Here is a 15401-nt window from a genome sequence, read left to right as displayed (position 1 = left end):
CCGGCCCATAAATACTACAGTATGCCACAGGAGTCGGGAGTATCCCCCGGCGGACGATTCCTCTCTCCGGGATGCGTCCTCTGCCACCAGGGAGCGAAGATGGTTCTCTTCGTTACCGGCCGGTGTCGCCGCACCTGCTGGTACTGCCCGCTCTCGCGCGAGCGAAAAGGGCGGGATGTGATCTTTGCAAACGAACGGCAGGTCGCATCACCGCGTGAGGCCATCGAGGTTGCCGAGAGCATGAGCGCTCTCGGGACCGGGGTCACCGGCGGCGAACCGCTCCTCGAGCTCGACCGGGTGGTGGAGTACTGCCGGGCTCTCAAGGAGCACTTCGGCCCGGAACACCAAATCCACCTCTACACCGGCCTCGCCCCCGATGAGATCACGCTCCGGCGGTTGCAGGGGCTGGTCGACGAGATCCGGCTCCACCCGCCCCATGAGGTCTGGCCCTGTATTCTCGATACCGAGTTCGCCAAATCAGCCGTCCTCGCCCGGGAGATGGGTTTCCTCATCGGGATCGAGGTTCCGGCGCTTCCCGGGATCGAGGACCTCGGCGCCGCCCTCCCGCTCCTTGACTTCTTGAACATCAACGAACTCGAGTGGGGCGAGACCTGCGCCGACGCCATGCGCGACCGCGGGCTCGAACTCGAGGATGGCGTGCACAACGCCGTGTTGGGTGCCCGCCAGTGGGCGGAGAGACTCGCCGGCGACCCGAAAGTCCACTTCTGCTCGTCGGTCTTCAAGGACTCGGTCCAGCTACGGGAACGGTTAAAGCGGATCGCTGCAAACACTGCGCGTCCGTTCGAGGAGGTGACGGATGACGGAACCGTCGTCTACGGGGTGCTCGAGCCGGAAGGTCCCGTCGACGGATTCCTGGAGGAATTTGATGACGATGAGTATGCCGTCTCTGAGGGGCGGATCGAGATGGCGTGGTGGGTGCTTGCCGAGCACGGTGCCGGGCTGCCGGGGAAGAAGTATGTCGTCGAGCGCTACCCGAACGGCGGCATGGTGGTCGAGGTGACGCCGCTCTGACGCCCAGATCAGGGATCGACGCCCTCTACGAGCGCTACCTGCAGTGGCAGGTGAAGCACGTCCCCCGGCACATCGCGGTGATCCAGGACGGGAACCGCCGCTATGCCCGGGAACAGGGGCTCGATACGGCGACCGGTCACCGGCTCGGGGCGGATGCGACCGAGCAGGTTCTCGACTGGGCGTGCGACCTCGGGGTGCAGCACATCACGCTCTACACCTTCTCCACCGAGAACTTCCACAGGGACAGCACCGAGCTCGAATCGCTCTTCACCCTCTTCCGGGAGAAATTTATCGCGGTCATGAAGGACGAGCGGGTGCACCGGAACCGTATCCGGGTCCAGATGATCGGCGACCGTTCCCTCCTCTCCGACGACCTCCTCGCGACGATCGACGCGGCGGAAGAGGCGACACGGCACTACAACAACTACTGCATCAACATCGCGCTCGCCTACGGGGGCCGGAACGAGATCGTGCACGCCGCCCGGTCGATCCTCGACGGGGTCGGGCGGGGCGAGATCGACCCCGCGGCCATCGACCCCGACACCGTCGAAAACCACCTCAACCGGAGTGCACCCATCCCACCCGTCGACCTGATCGTCAGGACCGGCAACGATTACCGGACCTCGAACTTCCTTCCCTGGCTCGCGAACGGCCACGAGTCCGCCGTCTACTTCTGCGCCCCCTACTGGCCGGCGTTCAGGAAGATCGATCTTCTGCGTGCGATGCGGGTCTACGACCAGCGCATGCGCTTAAAAGAGCGCGTGGCCCGGCGGGGCTGACGGTCACCTCCACGTCGATGTGGTTTCATGCGAAGTACGATGTTCCATCAGGAACGGAGTTTGAGCATCGAACGTGAGAAGAGCGTGAAGTCCGGGAGGCGGGTATAACTACTTCCTGCAGGGAAGTCGTACTCCACACCTCTGGTGTTTAACCCTACGATCTCACGCGAAGCCGCGAAGGGCGCGAAGACCGGTAAAATGGCGTACAACTCCCCTTCGCGGCTTCGCGCTCTTCGCGTGAGGCTGTTTCGGTGCTCAACCCGATTGGTTGTTACCGGTCTCCACCGCCGGCTTACTTCCCGAACCGCCGCGCCCGCGACTGAAAGTCCCGGAGCGCCCGGAGAAAGTCCACTTTCCGGAGCAGCGCCCAGTTGACGTCGAGGAAGAAGAGTTCGGAGTAGACCGACTGCCAGATGAGGAAGTCGGTCAGGTGGTCGCCGCCGGTCTTGATGACGAGGTCCGGCTCGTATTTGAAGGTGAGGTAGGACTCGAGGACGTCTTCGTCGACCGATTCCGGATCTACTCCGTCCTCGGCCATCCTTCTGACGCACCCGGCGATCTCCTCGCGGCCGCTCTTGCCGATCGCCACCGTCACGTCCATGCCTTCGCCGCTGACCTCCTTCTCGTCGCGGTAGTGCAGGGTCAGGCGCGCGATCGCCGAGACCTCGCGGATCCGCGGGAGGCAGCGTTCCAGCCGGGCGGGGTCGGCGGTGCTGATATGGAACGTCGCGCTCTTGATCCCGAGGTCGCGGCACCACCCGGCGGCGCGGGCGAGGTTACCGGGGGCGTCGAGCATGTCCTGCTCGGTGATCATGAAGCAGACGTGCTCCGGGAGCGTCCGGAGATCGCGAAGGAGGATCTTCTCGTAGAACCGGTAGATCATGACGTCCACTCCAGCAGCGCGGACAGGGAGCGGGTGTTCAGGACGTCGTCCGGGGTGCACCAGCCTCGGCGCGCCAGAGTTATACCGTAGCGCATATTTGCAAACTCGCCGATTCTATGGGCATCCGTTCCTATAGCCAGTTTCACTCCTTTCATCTTAGCCTGCCGGATATAAATATCCTCAAGATCGAGCCGGTGCGGGGACGCGTTGATCTCAAGAGCCGTCCCCGTCGCCGCTGCGTGTGCGATGACGCGTTCGAGGTCGATGCCATACGCCGGCCTCCGGCCGAGCAGGCGACCGGTGGGGTGGCCGATGACATCGACGTGTTCGTTCTCCATCGCGGTGAGGATGCGCCGGGTCAGGACGTCCTGGTCCTGGGAGAACCCCGAGTGGACGGAGGCGATCACCAGGTCGAGGTCGGCAAGGATCCTGTTCTCGTACCCGAGCGTGCCGTCGCTCCTGATATCCACCTCGCTCCCGGAGAGGAGGCGGCAGTCGTGGTGCCGGTTGACACGCTCGATCTCGGCCTGCTGCTTCGTAAGCGCCTCGGGCCGCACCCTTGAAGAGTGGTCGGTGATCACGACGTACTCGTAGCCCCTTCTCTCCCCCGCTTCCGCCACATCCTCAAGCGACTGGCGCCCGTCGCTCCATGTGGTGTGGGCGTGGAGATCGCCTTGCACGTCGGAGATCCCGACGAGACCCGGGAGGGCGTGCCGGAGGGCGAGTTCGATCTCGCCCCGGTCCTCCCGCAGTTCCGGCGGAACCGTCTCCATCCCGAGGAACAAAAATACCTCCTCCTCGCTTGCGAACTCCTGCAGCCGCCCGTTCGCGGCCTCCACGAGCCCCTCAGGCGTGAGCCGGTAGCCCTGTCGCGCCGCCACCTCCCCGAGCCTCTCCAGGAACGCGGCCGAGCCGGTGGCGCAGAGGAGCGCCGTGCCGCACCGGCCGGGTTCGGTGAACCGGACGTCCACCCCGTCATCGCCGCCCTCGCGGGTCTCCGGCCGGTCTTCGATAGCGACGATCGTGAGCCTGGCTACCGTGCTCGACCCCCGTCGGTAACTCCCCGCAACCGTGTACGGCCCGTCCGGCAGGGCCGCGAGCACCGCGTCGGCCTGCGGACGGGTCATCCGGTTCGGCCTTCGCCGGAACTGCTCGATACCCCGCTGGATCGTCTCCTCCCTCTTTGCCCCGAATCCGGAGAGCGCCCTGAGCCGGTGCCCCTTCACCGCCTGTTCCAGGTCGTCCAGGCTCTGGATGCCGAGTTTCTTGTAGAGGGTGTGCAGCGTCTTCGGCCCCACCCCGGCAACGCCGAGCAGATCGACGACCGATCCGGGTATGGTTTCCTGGAGGTCTCGTAACTCCCCGAACGTTCCCGTGGCGGCGATCTCGCGGATCTGGCCGGCAATCCTCTCTCCTATCCCCGGGATACGGGTGAGCTCCTCCTCGTCGAGCCCGGCGACCGGGAGGGAGAGGCGGTCAATCTGCCGCCCCGCCCGCTCGTAGGCCGCGATCCGGTACTGATCCTCCCCCGCGATCCCGAGCAGGCGAGCCATCAGCGTGAGTCGTTCGGCGACATCCCTGTTCGTGACCTCTCGCTCCGGGGCCTTCATGATCACCGGTCGTCCCTAAAACCATATAGACGTTGACGCGCAGGTCCCGGGCAACCCGTGATCATCCGGGAGCAGAAGTGAATCCGCTCCTCGTCGCACCCTAGTCCCTGTTGGTACCACCCAAATCCATAAACTTATAGAAGTAAAATTGATTGTAGATGCTTCGTTCCACGTTTGAGGATTATCTCGAAGCAATCCTCACGATCACGGAGAGCGGCGGCCGGGCGGCGACGCTGGACGAGATAGCGGCGGCTCTCGATACCGGGAAGGAGACCGCCGGGACGACCGTCGCCTCTCTGGTCGAGGAAGGATACCTGGAGCGGGCGGACGGCGACGCCGTCAGGCTTACCGGGAAGGGTTCGTCGCTGGCGTCAATGGTGGCCCGGAAACACCGCGTTCTCCAGTGTTTTTTGACGGAGATGCTCGGCGTCGATGAGGATGCCGCGAGCAGGGAGGCCTGCACCCTCGAGCACGGGATATCCGACGAGACGATCGACCGGCTCTCCTCCTACATGGACGGCGCCCAGTCTCCGCGGGGGCGTATGGGACGCTGCCGGGGGCGGGACTGCACGCTGCTCGACTGCAAGGAAGGCGATACCGTCCGGGTGGCGATGATGCGCGGACCCCGGCGGCACCGGCGGCTGCTCGATCTCGGCATCTTCCCCGGAGAGATCGTGCAGATCCGGCGCAAACTCCCCAACGATTCCGTCGTCGTCAGGGTGAAAGGTTGCGACATCGCTATCAGCCCCGAGATCGCGCGATCGATCGTCGTGGAGTCGTGTCCATGAAGTTCGCGCTGATCGGCAACCCCAGCGTCGGCAAATCCCTCATCTTCAACCAGCTCACCGGCCTCGGGGTGGAGGTGAGCAACTACCCCGGAACCACCGTCGAGCTGCAGCGGGGCAACACCTGTTTCCAGCGCGAGATCGTCGAACTCGTCGACCTGCCCGGGGTCTATTCGCTCGAGGGGAACTCGGACGAGGAAGGCCTGGTCCGCCGGTTCCTGGAGCAGCAGGACGTCGACGCGGTCATCGTGGTGACGAACGTCACCCGCCTGGAACGCAACCTCTACCTCCTCCTCCAGGTGGCGGAGTACGGCCTCCCGATGGTCGTCGTGCTGAACATGATCGACGAGGCCGCAAAACGGGGGCTTGAGGTCGATCCCGGCCCGATTCACGACCTTCTCGGCGTCGAAGTGATCCAGACGGCGGCGTCGCAGGGGAAGAACATCGACCGGATCATCCCGGCGGCCCTCGCCGCCTCGAGCCCGTCGGTGGTCGAGATCCCCTACGACCACCACATCGAGGCAGCCGTCCGGAGCCTCGGGAAGATGTTCGGTGCCGACCGAAAAGAGAGCGTTCGTGCGCTCCTCGGGTTCGGCGAAAACCCGGAACTGATCGAGGCGGCGCGGACGATCTCCGACGAGATCGAGTCCCGGCACCGGATGACGGTCGCCCAGATCATCGCGGCCAACCGACACAACTTCGCCCACGAGATCGCCGACCTCACCGTGAAGGAGGAACTCAACCTCCCCCAGACCGATCCGGACAGCATCCTGACGCGGCTCATCCCCGGGATGCCGATCCTGATCGGTATCCTGATCGGGATGCTCCTCTTCGTCTTCATCGCGGGATCGTTCCTTGAAGAGATTATCGTGGAGTTTTTCGATGTCTTTGCGATACAGCCCTTCGTCGCGCTCGGGCTGCCGCCGCTCGTCGAGACGCTCGGGACATCGGTCCTCATCGCGCTCCAGGCGGGCCTCGGGATAGCGTTCCCGTACGTCTTCCTCTTCTACATTATTATCTCCATCCTGGAGGACTCCGGGTACATGACCCGGGCGGCGTTCCTCGCCGACAACGCTATGCACCGGGTCGGGATGCACGGCGGGGCGGTCATCCCCTTCACCCTGGCGTTCGGGTGCAACGTGCCGGCCATCATGAGCATCCGGCTCCTGCGCTCCCGGCGCGAGCGGATCATCGCCTCGTTCCTGGTCACGATGGTTCCCTGCTCGGCCCGGACGGTTATCATCGCCGGGATCGTGGCGAGTTTCGTCGGCATCGCGGCGGCGTTCAGCGTATACGCCATCGTCTTTCTCCTGATCCTCATAACCGGGCTCGTCCTCTCCCGGGTGACGCCGGGCGAGCGGTTCGGGATGATCATGGAGATGGTCCCGCTCCGCTGGCCGGACCCGAAACTGGTGATGAAGAAGTCCTGGGCGCGCCTCTCGGAGTTCCTCTTCATCGCGATGCCGCTCCTCCTCGCGGGAAGCATCGTCCTCGGCCTTCTGGAGTTCTTCGGCGTCATGGCGTACTTCGAGGGGCTTGTGGAACCCTACACCATGGCCCTCCTCGGCCTTCCGGGCTATGCGGCGACGGCGCTCATCTTCGGGATCCTCAGAAAAGAGATGGCGTTCGAGACCCTCGCCATCCTCGCGGGCACCGCCGACCTCGGGGCGGTGCTCTCGTCGCTGCAGCTCTACGTATTCGCGATCGTGACCGTCCTCTTCGTCCCCTGCCTCGCGACGATCACGGTTTTGCTGCGGGAAGTCGGCTCGAGGATCACGCTCGCGATCACGGCCTACACGGTTGCCCTCGGGCTCCTGGTCGGAGGGCTTATTCATTACCTCCTGTCATAACTGGTATAAGAAGATGTACACCTACGAAACCGGCATCCCGGCCATCGAGAAGGAGTATGGGGGCCTGCGGGCCGCGACAAATATTCTCCTTCTGGCGCCTCCTCTCTCCTATGCTGAGCTCCTGGCATGCCGGATTGCCTCTCCCCAGCCCGGAGAATGGGCCGTTGCCATCTCGACCGACGAGCGTGCCTCCGACGTCATCGGTTCGTTCCGCAGGTTCGGGGCGGCCAGGAACCGGGTCGGGATCATCGATGCGGTCACGAAGAACTCGGTGCCCACCCTGCGGGACACGGCGATGGCGAAGTTCGTCACGAGCCCGCTCGACCTGACCAGTATGGGGATCAAGTTCTCCCGGATGGTCGAGGATATGTGGAAGGAAGCGGTGGTGGCGGAACCTCCGGGTCCGATGCCTCCGCCGATCCGGTTCTGCCTCCACTCGGTCTCGACGCTCCTCATGTACTCGCAGCTGGAGGTGACCTACAGGTTCCTCCACGTGATCACCAACCGGGTGAAGAAACTGGAGGGGATCGGGATCTACACCCTCAACAGCGAGTCGTTCGACGAGCGAACCATCTCCACGATCAAGCAGTTGATGAACACGGTCATCGAGGTGAGGGTCGAGGACGGGGGAGGGACGGTGAAGCGGGACTTCCGCATCACGGGCATCCGCGGGAGGACGACCCCCTGGATCCGGTACTTCTACGACGACGGAGCACTGACGTTTGAGCAGGGATGACGGTACCCGGATAACCCCCGGGAGTGAAAGATCGATCCTGACGTTCGTGGGCCTCGGGCTCTTCGACCTCGGGGACATATCGGTCAAAGGCCTTGAGTATGTCAGGAGCGCCGATGTCGTCTTTTTGGAGGCGTATACGTCGCGGTTGATGGGAACAGACGTCGGTGCGATGGAAGCGTTCTTCGAGAAGGAGATCCGGGTGCTCGGCCGGGAGGACGTCGAGCAGAACCCCCGCGAGATCCTCGACTGCGCCGCTGCCGGCCGGGTGGCGTTCCTGACCGGAGGAGATCCTATGGTCTCGACGACGCATGCGGATCTCCGGCTGCGGGCTGCCGCCGCCGGGATCGAGACCTCCATCATCCACGCGTCGTCGATATCGAGCGCGGTCTCGGGCCTCTCGGGTCTGCAGAACTACCGGTTCGGGAAGTCCTGCTCGGTGCCGTTCCCCGCGAAGGGCTGGTTCCCGACGGCCCCCCTCGAGACGGTCGCGGCGAATCTTGCGCAGAACCTCCATACGCTCGTCTACCTGGATATCCAGAAGGATCGCTACATGCGCGTCCCGGAGGCGATCGCCATCCTCGAGGAGATGGCAGAGAAGCGCGGCATCGAACCGCCCGCCCTCTACGTGGGGATCGCCCGTGCGGGGTCGGAGCACCCCGTGGTTGCCGCCGGGACCGGTGCGACCCTCAAGGAGACGGATTTCGGCCCCCCGCTCCATATCCTCGCCGTGCCGGCGGACCTCCACCCGATGGAGCGCGAGTACCTGGAGATCTTCGCCGGCCTATGAATCTCGACGAATACGGCGCTCTGTATGGGGAGGCACTCTCCCTCGCCCGGATCGCTGTCCCGGACGGCACCTCCCTTTCCCGGGCGGCCGGGGAGGTGATCGAGATGGCTGCCGCCTACCACAGCGACGGGTTTGCGTTTCTTCGGGCGGGCGACCGGGTGAATGCCCTCGCCGCGTTTGCCTACGGGCTCGGGTGGCTTGACGCCGGCTCGCGCCTCGGGCTGCTTGCGCCTTCTCTCGCCCACCCCCCGGAGACGGTGGATGCGGGCATACCCGAATCACAGGCTGCCCATCTTGACGAGAAGACCCACCGCTACCGGCGGATGCTTGATGCGGCCCTCGCGGGGGTCGAGGCGGCGGCGGACGAGGCGAGCTCGCTTCAGGCAGCGGCCGGGGAGTTTTATTCGGCGGCACGCGGCTGGTATGCGCAGGGTGCGGCGTGCCTCGATGCCGGCGACCGCGCCGCCGCCCTTGCCCGGTTCAGCTACGGCTACGCCTGGCTTGATGCCGGTATCCGCGCGGGGCTGTTTCGGATAACCGGGGAGCGGGGCCTCTTCACCGTTTAGGATCCGGTTTTTTCGCGGATCCCCGGTTCTATCGATTTTTCGATGAAACCATCGTTAAATAGTAGCCGCACGATAATTTATTACTAAAAATTCGGGTGTTTCCCCCCGGTGCTGCCCGGCCGTTTGCGGACGGCTGCGGCACCCGGGGGTGAGGGGCGGTCTTTCCGGGGGCCGTCCCCGTGCCCGGGAGCGCAGAGGATGAAGAAGTCTCAGTGGAAGTGGCTGATCGTCTCGCTCAGTTTCAGCGCTCTTGTCATGGCGGGCGTTCTCTACTTCACCGTCGACGAGTCGACGATCGAGTACCTCAGCCGGATCAACCCGTACTACCTGGTTCTTGCCGTCCTCCTTCACCTCCTCTCGCTCGGGTTCTGGGCGCTCCGTATCCAGAAGATGTCGGCGTCGCTCGGCTACCGGGTGCACCTCACCCACTGCGTGAACCTGGTTCTGGCGAACCTGCTCGTCGCGGCGATCACTCCGTCCCAGGCGGGCGGGGAACCGGTCAGGGTTCACGAACTCTACCGGGCGGGCGTTCCGGTCGGGGACGCCACCGCCGTCGTCATCATGGAGCGGATCCTCGACGGGATCATCCTCGGGGTGCTCGGGGCGTTCGCCATGCTCTTCCTCGGCAGCTACTGGAGCAGCCTCGCCTCGGGGTTCAGCGGGCTGAGCGCCCTGATGTACGCTGCCTGGATCTTCGTCATCCTCTTCGTGCTGGTCTTCGTCTACTCCGTCAAGAACCCGGACCATCTCAAGCGGGCGCTCAAAGGGATCTCGCGGTGGATCGACCGCCGCTGGCGCTTAAAGCGGCTCGAGAGCCTGCTTGAAGCGATCGACCGCGAGGTGGACAACTTCAACCGGGGGCTCGTCAGGTTCGTGAACCACGGGAGAAGCGGCCTCGTGTGGGGGATACTCTTCACCCTGCTCTTCTGGGTCTCGGAGTTCGTCGTCGCATCGATGCTGCTCGTCGGCCTCGGGCAGCCCCCGTACTTCATCGAGTCGTTCGTCGTCCAGCTCGTCATCGCCATCATCATGATGATCCCGCTCACCCCGGGCGGCTCGGGCGTTGCGGAGATCGGCGCCACGTCGCTCTACAGCCTCTTTGTCCCGTCGGCGATCGTGGGTGTCTTCGTCCTTCTCTGGCGGCTGATCTTCTACTACCTGAACATCCTCCTCGGTCTCCTGTCGAGTCTCGTCATTGTCCGGCGCGAGTTCCTTGCCCGTGCCAGAAAGCAGCGGTGATTGACCCCAAGGTTTAAGCATCAGAAGGCTGATGTCCGGTGATCACATGACGACTCAAAGTTGCAGGGTGCAGGGCGTGTTCATGTCGGTGAGCGAGATGGGAGCGGCGCCGACGGTCATCCTGGATGCCGGGGGCGACAGCACGATACCCATCTACGTCGGGCTATGGGAAGCGATCTCGATCAGCAATGCGCTCAACAGCGAGATGCTCCCCCGGCCCATCACCCACGATCTCATCGTTGAGATGTTTCGGAACTTTGAGATATCGCTCGATTCTCTGCACATCGATTCTCTGGAGGAGGGGGTCTTCTACGCCAAACTCCATCTGCGGCAGGGGTCGCGAACCGAGATCATGGACTGCCGGCCGAGCGACGGGATAGCCATCGCTCTGCGTTACCGGGCGCCGATCATGATCGAGGACACGGTCGTGGAGACGGCGGCGGTAAAAAAGGACGACCTCCCGCGGATGGTCGACCTGAAAGAGTATCTCTGATCACTTCCGGCGTGCCGCGAGCTCGTCGAGCACGTCGCCGACATCGGTGCCGGATGCCTGGAGCGCCACAAGCAGGTGGAAGAGGAGATCGGCCGCCTCAGAGACCGTCCTCTCCGGGACCTGGTTCTTCGCGGCAAGGATGAACTCGACCGCTTCTTCACCGACCTTTTCGAGGGATTTATCGACCCCTTTCCGGTGGGTCAGGACGGAACTGACGTAACTCTCGGCAGACGGGTGCTCCGCCCGGTCCTGGATGACCTGCCAGACCTCTTCGAGGATATCCCAGTCACGCATGGGCCTCACCTCCTGCGAGCACCTCGCCGAGTTCGGTATCGAAGTACCGGGAGAGGAGAACCCGTGCCTTCTCGATGGTGCATCCGCCTTTTCCTATGGCGATGCCGAGGTCGCTTTCGCTGACATACACCGTGAGCTTCCCGTCGTCTCTCTTCGCAATGCCGATGACGGCAGCAGGCTTGAAGACGTTCTTCGCGAACTGCTCGATCTCCGCCGAGTACTCGACCATCTCGATGCGTTTACCAAGAACCCTCTGCATCTTCCTGATATTGCTCCCCTGCCGGCCGATGGCGAGACCCATGTCTCCTTCTTTTATGAGGTATACTATGCGGTCGAAGCGCTCGTCGATGATGCAGTCGAGCGCGGTCGCCCGGGTAAGAATTCTCAACTCTTCGATATATCTTCGTTCTTTAAAGCATATGGTTGGTATCATTGAAGCGGTCCCCAATGGGAATGATGCGGTATGATATAGTCGCTCGCGGGATATATATCTGAGTACCCCGGGCACCGGGGGGAAGAGGCCGGCGGAGAGGAGTGCGCCCGATTTTTCACCCGGACGGTGCCTCTTGTGGTGCTGTGAGGATCCGGGGCCGGGAGATAGATATCCGGCTGGTGGGGTTAGTAGAGACAGGGGAGGGGGCAAGCCCCCTCCCCGTCGGCCCCGCCCCCAATGGCGATGCCCCCACGGTCCACTGCATGGGAAGATACTGGAATGGGTGTAATCCTGGTTCCCCTCCCGTGACACGGCTTCCCACTGGCTATCGCCACGCACTGCCCCCGCCCCTCGTGGGCGGGGGAGGAGGCCGAAGGCCGGGCGGGGTGGGTGCTACTGATGTCCAGGACCGGTGGAGGCAGGGGAGGAGCGCCGCGATCCGGATCCATCCTCAGGACGGCGGCCCGCACCCAAATTCGCGAAAAATCCCATTAGCACTTCTGCAGGATCATCTTGATCGCCGCCCCTTCGTCCGGTTTGCCGGGAACCCGGTCGCCCGCCCAGACGCGTCCGCCGTAGCGGGTCACGAGGGTCTTGACGATGTGAAGCCCGAGACCCCTGCCCCCGGAGGAGTTTTTACTCCCCTCACGGCTGAAACGGTCGAAGATGTTCGGCTTTGCGTGGTCCGGTATGCCGATGCCGGTGTCGGCGACGGTGAGCATCACGGTGTCGGCGGTCTCCATGACGGATATGTCGATCCTGACCTTCATGCCGCCGAACTTGATGCTGTTGCTGATCAGGTTCGATATGGTGTGCTCAAGAAGAGGGGTTGCCCAGACCATGCAGGTCCCCCCCTCATACCTGATATCGATGCCCCCATACCGCTGCACCTGGTCGCGGATGGCGGCGGAGAGGTCGACCGGCTCCAGGCGGATGCTGTGCCGGTCGAGCGTGGTCAGCAGTTCGACGTTCTTGATGACGTTGATCCCCTGCTCGATCGTGATCTTGACCCTCTGGGCGAGTTCCGCCTCCTCGCCGGAGAGCCGGTCGCGGAGCATCTCGATGATCGTTGCCGCAACCATGCTGGTGTTGTAGATATCGGTGCCGAGCAGGTCGAGGTAGAGGCTGGAGAGCCGGCTGGCCTGTTCGCAGGCGATCTCCCGGGTGAGGTCCCGGCCCACCCCGGTCGCGGCCACGGTCTTCCCGGAAGCGTTGTGCAGGGGATGGATGGCGATCTGCACCGACCGCTCCTCATCGCGCCATGAGAACGATCGGGTCTCCGCTACGCTCTCCCCCGTCTCGATGACCCGGCACGCCGCCCCGGCCAGAAAGTCCGCCTCTCCCGGCGGAAACAGGGCATAGGGCGTCTTGCCCACGACTTCATCCGGGTTTACGCCCAGGTTCCAGCCGCCGCCCCAGAAGAACTGGGTGAAGATGCCGTCCCCATCGAGCGTGAAGATCATGTCGGGCAGGGCGCTCGCCAGGATCTGCACCTGCTCCTCCGGCACGCCGCGGGACTCGTCGGCCTCCTCCTCGTGCGGGGCCTCGCGGAAGGTCTCGACCGCACCGATCTGTCGGCCGCCGGTATCGTAGAGCGGGGCTGCCACGCAGACGGCCGTTCTCCCGGAGAACGCCGGGATCTGCGACTCCGCGAGCAGTTCTTCACCTTCGTGCTGCAACAGGCGGTAATGGGCGCTCCCGACATCCTCGTGAGTCAGGATGCTGTTTGCCAGTGTGGGGTATGCCTCGCCGAACAACGCCTTTCCATGAGCGTACCCGCCTTTTCCCACGATCTCTTCCGCCGGGACGCCGGTGGACCGCTCCATGCTCTCGTTCCAGACGATCACCCGCCCCTCGCAGTCGAGGACGAGCGTCGGCTGCTGGAGGTGGGCGAAGATACTCACGGGTATCTGGCTGTGGTTCATGGATTCACTGACCCTTTTCTGTTCTATCTTCACCGTATCACCCGGGAACTCTTCTCGTCCCGCAACGCCGCGAATAGGCTCTCTCGCCCGGAACTCCGGGTAAGCCCTCCATGCCGGCCGATCTACGCCCCCCGTATATCACTCTTCGGGGCGAACGCACAGGAAAAATGTCTGGAGCGGTCGCTTAAAAGAGTGTCTATTTATCTTCTGCGAAATATACTATCAAAAAGATTTATTATTTATACCTTCCCAGTTCGTTCTCCTGATAATCGGAAAGTATTCCCCACAACCGCTCTATTCCGTTCGAGTATCGCCATAATCGGCCGCATTTATTCGTCTGCCGGGATCGAGTACTGGAACGCGAACCCGGGAGATCGCGTCTATCGCGTAGATTAATATTTGAGTATTTGCAGATCATAGATGATGTTCGGGCGTTACAGGGACACATTTCACCAGGAATCCGGTGATATCATGGTGGAAACCGGGAGCGTCGACGGTCTCCTGACGTACCGGCGCAGGTGCGAAGGACAGACGTTCGAGCGAATCCTGGTCTCAAAGACGGGTGAGATCGTCATCAACCCGGTGGAGCCGGGCAGTCTCCCCAGGGACATCACGGACTTCCTGTTGATGGAGTTCCCCCCGATGATGATCGAGCCCGGCGCCACCCAGACAGTCTACCTGAAGTTTCCCGTCGAGATCGGCGTTTTTATAGAGTCCGCAAGGGATATCGAGGTGCTCGATATCTTCGGTCTCGGCACCCAGAAGTATACGCTCTATGGTCCTCCGGCAGGCGGGGTCATTGCCCTGTACTGCCGGAGCGCGATCTACCCGGATATCCCTCCGGTCGAGTTCTACCGCGAGGGGGTGATGGAACTCTCCGTTCAGAACCTCTCCCTCGAGTGGATGGAGGTCTCGTGTGCGGTCTTTAACAGCGTCGATATGAAGATCTACTACGGCGATTTCGTTGCGACCTCCGCCACGATGAGGATCATCTCCAGGACGCTCGCGGAGACCGACTTCGTCGACGCGCCTCTCCGGCCCGGCATGGAGAAGGCCGTGGAGTTGAACAGGGCCCGCAAGATCCCGGTGCTCAACCGGGGCCACCTGATGGAGTGGGGGCACTGATGGCACTCAACGTGACCGAGATCCTGGAGATTCCGCTTGGGATTGGCGAGATCACCCTCGTAAATATCCTGTATTTCACCGTCATCCTTACCGTCGGCGTGATCATTGCGAAGATTGCCGCGATAAACGTCCGCAGAATCCTCGCCGAGCGGCTGCCCAAGAATGAATCCGAACTGTTTGCAAAACTGGTCTACTACATCATCATCATATGGGCCTTCGTCATCGCGCTCCCGCAGCTGAAGTTCGACCTCTCCGGACTCCTGGTAGCAGGAGGAGTCGCCGGTCTGGTCATCGGTTTTGCCAGCCAGAGCGTCGTCTCGAACCTGATCTCCGGCCTCTTCCTGATGTTCGAGCGTCCGATCAAGCTCGGCGACAACATCAACGTCGCGGACGTCACCGGCAGCGTCGAGGATATCCGTATCCTCTCGACGGTCGTCAAGATGTACGACGGGATCTATGTCCGGATCCCGAACGAGAAGGTCTTCACCTCGAACATCACGAACTACGTCCATAACGCAGCCCGGCGGTTCACATACGAGATCCGTATCCGGTATGAGGACGACGCCGATGCGGCGATCCGGATTGCCAGGGAGGTCATCGAGAAGCACCCCTTCGCACTCAAGAACCCGGCCCCCTCGGTCTTCGTCGACAACTTCGGCGAGCACAGCGTCAACCTGACTGCCTATATATGGGCGCCGGCCCGGAACTGGTGGGACGTCCGGACGGATCTCCTCTGGAAGATCAAACAGGCGCTTGAAGAGAACGGCATCGAGATACCCATCCCGCAGCGCACCGTCCGGTTTGTGGACGGGCTTGAGGGGAAGAACCGGGCTGTTGAGATGAACGGAGGGGAAGAGTAACCCT

The 15401-nt window shown here is 63.0% G+C and carries 16 protein-coding genes; 11 read left to right on the top strand and 5 right to left on the bottom strand.

All coding sequences use genetic code 11. The annotated features are described in order from the left end of the window. Window positions 1-99: 99 nt before the first annotated feature. Together FKB36_RS03960 and uppS are read left to right on the top strand one after the other, a co-directional pair. Window positions 100-1032 carry a radical SAM protein gene (locus FKB36_RS03960; protein ID WP_261596743.1) on the top strand — a complete coding sequence of 311 codons (933 nt, stop codon included), beginning with the start codon at window positions 100-102 and terminating at the stop codon, window positions 1030-1032. Then, on the top strand, window positions 1029-1811 hold the full coding sequence (uppS, locus tag FKB36_RS03955; protein ID WP_390895698.1) for a polyprenyl diphosphate synthase: 783 nt from the start codon (window positions 1029-1031) through the stop codon (window positions 1809-1811). The genes FKB36_RS03960 and uppS overlap by 4 nt, the downstream gene beginning before the upstream one ends. 292 nt (window positions 1812-2103) lie before the next feature. On the opposite strand, the gene FKB36_RS03950 is transcribed toward uppS, so the two are convergent. Both FKB36_RS03950 and FKB36_RS03945 read right to left on the bottom strand, forming a co-directional pair. Beyond that, entirely contained in the window at window positions 2104-2694 is a 591-nt protein-coding gene (locus tag FKB36_RS03950) for an undecaprenyl diphosphate synthase family protein (protein WP_261596741.1), read from the bottom strand. Continuing rightward, window positions 2691-4304 carry a helix-hairpin-helix domain-containing protein gene (locus FKB36_RS03945; RefSeq protein ID WP_261596740.1) on the bottom strand — a complete coding sequence of 538 codons (1614 nt, stop codon included), beginning with the start codon at window positions 4302-4304 and terminating at the stop codon, window positions 2691-2693. Before FKB36_RS03945 ends, FKB36_RS03950 begins: the two co-directional genes overlap by 4 nt. 158 nt (window positions 4305-4462) lie before the next feature. On the opposite strand from FKB36_RS03945, the gene FKB36_RS03940 reads away from it, so the two are divergent. The 7 genes from FKB36_RS03940 to FKB36_RS03910 all read left to right on the top strand — a co-directional run bounded on the left by FKB36_RS03940 (window position 4463) and on the right by FKB36_RS03910 (window position 10760). Continuing rightward, entirely contained in the window at window positions 4463-5092 is a 630-nt protein-coding gene (locus FKB36_RS03940; RefSeq protein WP_261596739.1) for a metal-dependent transcriptional regulator, read from the top strand. Further along, a complete protein-coding gene (feoB, locus tag FKB36_RS03935) occupies window positions 5089-6939 on the top strand; it encodes a ferrous iron transport protein B (protein ID WP_261596738.1) in 1851 nt (616 codons plus the stop codon). The genes FKB36_RS03940 and feoB overlap by 4 nt, the downstream gene beginning before the upstream one ends. 13 nt (window positions 6940-6952) lie before the next feature. Further along, on the top strand, window positions 6953-7675 hold the full coding sequence (locus FKB36_RS03930) for an RAD55 family ATPase (protein WP_261596737.1): 723 nt from the start codon (window positions 6953-6955) through the stop codon (window positions 7673-7675). Window positions 7676-7709: 34 nt separating this feature from the next. Further along, complete coding sequence (gene dph5 / locus FKB36_RS03925) at window positions 7710-8462, top strand: diphthine synthase (protein WP_261597221.1); 753 nt, start codon at window positions 7710-7712, stop codon at window positions 8460-8462. Further along, entirely contained in the window at window positions 8459-9028 is a 570-nt protein-coding gene (locus tag FKB36_RS03920) for a DUF357 domain-containing protein (RefSeq protein WP_261596736.1), read from the top strand. Before dph5 ends, FKB36_RS03920 begins: the two co-directional genes overlap by 4 nt. A 198-nt stretch (window positions 9029-9226) precedes the next feature. After that, window positions 9227-10267, top strand: coding sequence for a lysylphosphatidylglycerol synthase transmembrane domain-containing protein (locus FKB36_RS03915; RefSeq protein ID WP_261596735.1), 1041 nt, complete (start codon window positions 9227-9229; stop codon window positions 10265-10267). A gap of 46 nt (window positions 10268-10313) precedes the next feature. Beyond that, window positions 10314-10760: a bifunctional nuclease family protein gene (locus FKB36_RS03910; RefSeq protein ID WP_261596734.1), complete on the top strand. Its 447-nt coding sequence runs from the start codon at window positions 10314-10316 to the stop codon at window positions 10758-10760. Here the strand turns inward: FKB36_RS03910 and hisE are convergent, their stop codons facing one another. From hisE to FKB36_RS03895, 3 genes are all read right to left on the bottom strand, one after another. Next, window positions 10761-11054: a phosphoribosyl-ATP diphosphatase gene (gene hisE / locus FKB36_RS03905; RefSeq protein ID WP_261596733.1), complete on the bottom strand. Its 294-nt coding sequence runs from the start codon at window positions 11052-11054 to the stop codon at window positions 10761-10763. Continuing rightward, complete coding sequence (locus FKB36_RS03900) at window positions 11047-11487, bottom strand: NusA-like transcription termination signal-binding factor (RefSeq protein ID WP_261596732.1); 441 nt, start codon at window positions 11485-11487, stop codon at window positions 11047-11049. Before FKB36_RS03900 ends, hisE begins: the two co-directional genes overlap by 8 nt. Before the next feature lie 491 nt (window positions 11488-11978). Continuing rightward, a complete protein-coding gene (locus FKB36_RS03895; RefSeq protein ID WP_261596731.1) occupies window positions 11979-13412 on the bottom strand; it encodes a sensor histidine kinase in 1434 nt (477 codons plus the stop codon). 471 nt (window positions 13413-13883) lie between these two features. On the opposite strand from FKB36_RS03895, the gene FKB36_RS03890 reads away from it, so the two are divergent. After that, window positions 13884-14537 (top strand): DUF432 domain-containing protein, encoded by a 654-nt coding sequence (locus FKB36_RS03890; protein ID WP_261596730.1) that lies wholly within the window; start codon window positions 13884-13886, stop codon window positions 14535-14537. Beyond that, entirely contained in the window at window positions 14537-15397 is an 861-nt protein-coding gene (locus tag FKB36_RS03885) for a mechanosensitive ion channel family protein (protein ID WP_261596729.1), read from the top strand. Before FKB36_RS03890 ends, FKB36_RS03885 begins: the two co-directional genes overlap by 1 nt. Window positions 15398-15401: the final 4 nt, after the last annotated feature.

The sequence above is a fragment of the Methanoculleus formosensis genome, from assembly GCF_025384765.1.
GTDB classification, from domain to species: domain Archaea; phylum Halobacteriota; class Methanomicrobia; order Methanomicrobiales; family Methanoculleaceae; genus Methanoculleus; species Methanoculleus formosensis.
This window is presented reverse-complemented; position numbering and strand designations above follow the sequence as displayed.

Excerpts from the sequence above, each read along its gene's own strand:
- FKB36_RS03950 (WP_261596741.1), bottom strand. The coding sequence starts at position 2,694 with ATGATCTACCGGTTCTACGAGAAGATCCTCCTTCGCGATCTCCGGACG.
- FKB36_RS03945 (WP_261596740.1), bottom strand. The coding sequence starts at position 4,304 with ATGAAGGCCCCGGAGCGAGAGGTCACGAACAGGGATGTCGCCGAACGA.
- feoB (WP_261596738.1), top strand. The coding sequence starts at position 5,089 with ATGAAGTTCGCGCTGATCGGCAACCCCAGCGTCGGCAAATCCCTCATC.
- FKB36_RS03900 (WP_261596732.1), bottom strand. The coding sequence starts at position 11,487 with ATGATACCAACCATATGCTTTAAAGAACGAAGATATATCGAAGAGTTG.
- FKB36_RS03910 (WP_261596734.1), top strand. The coding sequence starts at position 10,314 with ATGACGACTCAAAGTTGCAGGGTGCAGGGCGTGTTCATGTCGGTGAGC.
- FKB36_RS03895 (WP_261596731.1), bottom strand. The coding sequence starts at position 13,412 with ATGAACCACAGCCAGATACCCGTGAGTATCTTCGCCCACCTCCAGCAG.
- FKB36_RS03940 (WP_261596739.1), top strand. The coding sequence starts at position 4,463 with ATGCTTCGTTCCACGTTTGAGGATTATCTCGAAGCAATCCTCACGATC.
- FKB36_RS03915 (WP_261596735.1), top strand. The coding sequence starts at position 9,227 with ATGAAGAAGTCTCAGTGGAAGTGGCTGATCGTCTCGCTCAGTTTCAGC.
- hisE (WP_261596733.1), bottom strand. The coding sequence starts at position 11,054 with ATGCGTGACTGGGATATCCTCGAAGAGGTCTGGCAGGTCATCCAGGAC.
- FKB36_RS03920 (WP_261596736.1), top strand. The coding sequence starts at position 8,459 with ATGAATCTCGACGAATACGGCGCTCTGTATGGGGAGGCACTCTCCCTC.
- FKB36_RS03930 (WP_261596737.1), top strand. The coding sequence starts at position 6,953 with ATGTACACCTACGAAACCGGCATCCCGGCCATCGAGAAGGAGTATGGG.
- FKB36_RS03885 (WP_261596729.1), top strand. The coding sequence starts at position 14,537 with ATGGCACTCAACGTGACCGAGATCCTGGAGATTCCGCTTGGGATTGGC.
- FKB36_RS03960 (WP_261596743.1), top strand. The coding sequence starts at position 100 with ATGGTTCTCTTCGTTACCGGCCGGTGTCGCCGCACCTGCTGGTACTGC.
- FKB36_RS03890 (WP_261596730.1), top strand. The coding sequence starts at position 13,884 with ATGGTGGAAACCGGGAGCGTCGACGGTCTCCTGACGTACCGGCGCAGG.